General features: G+C 38.2%; 5 protein-coding genes. 1 reads left to right on the top strand and 4 read right to left on the bottom strand.

Annotated elements, in window-relative coordinates; genetic code table 11:
• Positions 1–39: 39 nt before the first annotated feature.
• From HMPREF0083_RS11685 to HMPREF0083_RS11670, 4 genes are all read right to left on the bottom strand, one after another.
• Positions 40–630, bottom strand: coding sequence for a YkoP family protein (locus HMPREF0083_RS11685; protein ID WP_051354634.1), 591 nt, complete (start codon positions 628–630; stop codon positions 40–42).
• A gap of 149 nt (positions 631–779) precedes the next feature.
• Entirely contained in the window at positions 780–1,442 is a 663-nt protein-coding gene (locus tag HMPREF0083_RS11680) for a glycoside hydrolase family 25 protein (RefSeq protein WP_051354633.1), read from the bottom strand.
• 321 nt (positions 1,443–1,763) lie between these two features.
• Positions 1,764–2,201 (bottom strand): hypothetical protein, encoded by a 438-nt coding sequence (locus HMPREF0083_RS11675; RefSeq protein WP_148315957.1) that lies wholly within the window; start codon positions 2,199–2,201, stop codon positions 1,764–1,766.
• Positions 2,202–2,390: 189 nt separating this feature from the next.
• Positions 2,391–2,687 carry a hypothetical protein gene (locus HMPREF0083_RS11670; protein WP_040302468.1) on the bottom strand — a complete coding sequence of 99 codons (297 nt, stop codon included), beginning with the start codon at positions 2,685–2,687 and terminating at the stop codon, positions 2,391–2,393.
• Between the two features lie 384 nt (positions 2,688–3,071).
• Here HMPREF0083_RS11670 and HMPREF0083_RS11665 point away from each other — a divergent pair, with 384 nt between their 5' ends.
• Complete coding sequence (locus HMPREF0083_RS11665; protein ID WP_021621568.1) at positions 3,072–3,344, top strand: hypothetical protein; 273 nt, start codon at positions 3,072–3,074, stop codon at positions 3,342–3,344.
• Positions 3,345–3,507: the final 163 nt, after the last annotated feature.

Raw genomic sequence — 3,507 nt, 5'->3', positions numbered from 1 at the left:
TCTGGATTATACTGGATAATCAACACCCTTGATATTACATCAATCATTCGATACATGATATCTACGCATCAATTCCTTTGTGGACATTGTAATAATTTTGGGGATGAGAAGATGTGTTTTCGTCTGTAGCCGCTGTTTTCCTTGGGGATGGATAACAAAAAATAGGGTTCTCAAATAGATCTTCGTTAAAAAACAGAACATTCCTTTTGGTAAATCAATCACAGTAAACCCGAATTGTTCTGCTCCGCGATACAAGAAAGAGACACCATATATACCTGTTACATTTCGATAATTCGGATGACTAAGAAGAAAGCCTGGAATTTTTGGCAATATCTGCTCGGTTGCTCGAATCATTTGAATAGCAAGCTGCATAGAAGATGATGTCCCTGTTCTCATTTTAAAAAGCAGTGCATTATTTACATGAAGCTCAGCGATTTGATCACCTTTTCGAATCTCTTGTCCATCCGCGAGCCGAAGCGTTTTCCCCCGATAGGTACGCACTCTTACACACAAGAAATGATTATTTTCATCAAGTGATTCAAGATGAAAAAACGTGCGAAATAGCCCTTCCCATTTCATCCATATACTGATAAGCCAGCGCTTTCTTTTATTTACCTGTATACTCGTCAATTTGTTTAGGCCCCGATCATCTGATCTACTCGTACACATCGATAACCTTGTAGATGTACCGTTGTAAACACATCTTCTTATTGTAATTTAATATATCACTTATTGCCCATATTTATTCGAATGAAGCAACCGATTAATGAATAACGGGATTAGATGCAGCCTCTCAATTGCTCGATAGAGGTTGCTCCAGCATTCAAATCCACTTTTCCACTAATCCCATTAACCTTTCCATCCTCTGAGTATTGCCACACCAACCACTCATCCCACCCTCCACAATCAGACGGTTGTGTAATTCCATATTTTTCGTATTCAGCTATCCATAGTGGTAAATCGCTTAACTTGTACCCAAAATCATCGTTCTGTTGAATAAACCATGTTCCAGTATAAAGCATGACTTGTCTATTGGTTAATTCTTTTACACGATCATGAAATATCCATGTCCAGCTTACTAATTGGTCAGGTGTTAAAATTCCTGGTTGAGTCGGCTCTTCTAAGTCCAATACAGGCATAATATCTCCAAAATCGGGCATGTAGATTTTCATTATGTTTACGAAAAATTCTGCTTCTTTATAAGGTTCACTTGTGTCAAAAGGAGAAGAAGGATTTGCATAATGATAAGCACCAATATATATTCCTTCTTCCCTTGCACCTTTTACATTATGCTGAAACATAGGATCTGTAAAATCAATGCCCTCAGTAGCTTTTATGTAAACAAAATCTATACCATCTTTTTTTACAGCATTAAAATCGATAACACCATTCCAGTGAGAAATATCAATACCTTTTAAATGTAATGACGTCTTTGTTTGCATTATATTACCTCCTCCAATAATCATTACTCTTTGTTAGAAGAGGCATAAATATTCTTTGCAGCATGGTTCGAGGCGGTAGGGCTGGCGAAAGAAGCGATTGGATGCAAACCAGCAACCTTTTTCCACTCCCCAGCCCTCCTTTTTTCTTACTCCGGTCCATGAAAGAATATCCTTTTATCAAGGCATATTTATATATACACCTTGTGGTGGAAGGTAAGAAAAGAAGGAAGGGCGGTGGGCGCATCCATCCTCTTCTTTTTTCTGAATCTCCTCCTTCCAGCCACCTGAACTTTTGTTACTACATCAAGTGATTTTTTGCTTTTATAAACCGTTTTTCAGCATGGATTGCACCATCGGGCTTTGCAAAAGCTTTATAACCTGAGCAAAATCTACATTGCCAAGTAAATCATCTAGAGAGCCATCTTTTTCACTTGTTTTTTTTCTATTGCTTATGTTGCTCCCCTTTTCACTTAGGAATGAGCGGATGGCAGGGTTTTGCAATAAGTCGTTTAAAGAGTCCATGCTGTCGCTGTCAGGTACCTTTTCTCTCTTTGGAGCAGTTTGAACTTCTGTTTCACCCTTACCGCGCCGCTTCCTAGGCTGTCTATTCTTCCTTTTGGCTACATGCTGTTTAATTTCTGCTAACTCTCCCAGGATATTCTCAAGCTTTTCCCTATTATCCCCCGTCTCAGTAACATGCTCCTCTATTTTGTGTAACATATTTTTAATTCCTGATAATTGCTGATTGATGGTATACAATTCTTTTCTCCGGTTCGGACTATAATTCTTCTTCATGGCCAAACACCTCCTTTTTCTTTTGCGCTAATGCGCTCCTACCCATTGTATGTTGCAGCATACATAATAGGGATAAGGCGTGTACCTAGTTTGTAAAATAAAAAAAACATGGATGTAGAGCCATCCATGGAAAATAAGAAGCAACCGTATCTATCAAATGAATAGGAACGGAAATAAGAAAAAGCTGAATGGGAAAAAAAAGCGACGAAAGAAGAAACGTCGTCTGCGTCTAAAAAACCTTTGTACCGCATGAACATCTTCTGCTTCAGCATTTACATTCTCCTCAATGAGCTGAACGGAAGGGTCATTCACCGTATAATAGTTCGGTAATAATACAGTAACACCCTTGTTATTTACACTTTCAAGTTTCACATGAAGGGCACCCGCCTTTGTATTGATTACCGTCCATTTCCCTATGTTTTCTGTCAGTGTTTGACGAAAAGTAGGCATTCTTTGATTCCTCCTCATTTTGATAACTTCCCTATAGAATATGAGGAAATATCACTTCTTGTCCTAGTTGATTACCCTAGTAATTGTACCCAATAATATTGAATATCACATTGCTCCTTGGATTATCCATACACCCGTTTAGTGATGGCAAGCATCCAACCTATAAACCCTAACACTTTTTCTTACCTGTCCACATAAAGTGAAATTTCACGCAGTGGAGGTTTTCTTTATCCTCCATCTGCCTTGCCCCGATTTCTCCAAGTCTCAATATGGGAGTATTCCTGCGTTAAGGTGAGATAAATTGAGCACTGGTCCATAGCAAAAATAAGGTACAGCCATATGATATAGAAAAACTACATTTTTGAAAGGAGGAAAATTGCAGAAATGGATACAAAAAAACTAGATACCAGAAGGGTACGCCATGCTTTTGAAAAAAATATTGCTAAACATGCAAAAATAAAAACGCAGGATAACAAAACTTATGAAGGCTATATTGAAAAAGTGGAAAGTGACCATGTTTCTTTAGCCATACCTAAGACAAAAAGGGCGGGCACATTAGTAAAATCAAACGAAAATTGGTTTCGACGTAGACATTTTAGACGTGTCGTTTTGCCGCTGTCATCCATCAATCTAAGAGAATCTTCTCTCTTAAAATAGAGGAGAATAGTGGCTGTGCTTATAAAACATCTACCCAAACTTCTAAACAAAGGCTATAATCTAACACTCGTCCTTCCTTGTCCGCATAGTATGCAATTATATGCATCTGATTTAATACATCGACAAACTTTTGTGGTGAAAGGTAAGAAAAGAAGGAAGGGCG

Origin of the sequence: Aneurinibacillus aneurinilyticus ATCC 12856, from assembly GCF_000466385.1 — a bacterium.
GTDB classification, from domain to species: Bacteria; Bacillota; Bacilli; order Aneurinibacillales; family Aneurinibacillaceae; genus Aneurinibacillus; species Aneurinibacillus aneurinilyticus.
The sequence above is the reverse complement of the archived record's forward strand: the minus strand, read 5'-3'. Positions and strand labels throughout refer to the sequence as shown.

Bases quoted from the DNA above. Each gene is read 5' to 3' on its own strand.
- HMPREF0083_RS11680 (WP_051354633.1), bottom strand. From the start codon at position 1,442: ATGCAAACAAAGACGTCATTACATTTAAAAGGTATTGATATTTCTCAC.
- HMPREF0083_RS11670 (WP_040302468.1), bottom strand. From the start codon at position 2,687: ATGCCTACTTTTCGTCAAACACTGACAGAAAACATAGGGAAATGGACG.
- HMPREF0083_RS11665 (WP_021621568.1), top strand. From the start codon at position 3,072: ATGGATACAAAAAAACTAGATACCAGAAGGGTACGCCATGCTTTTGAA.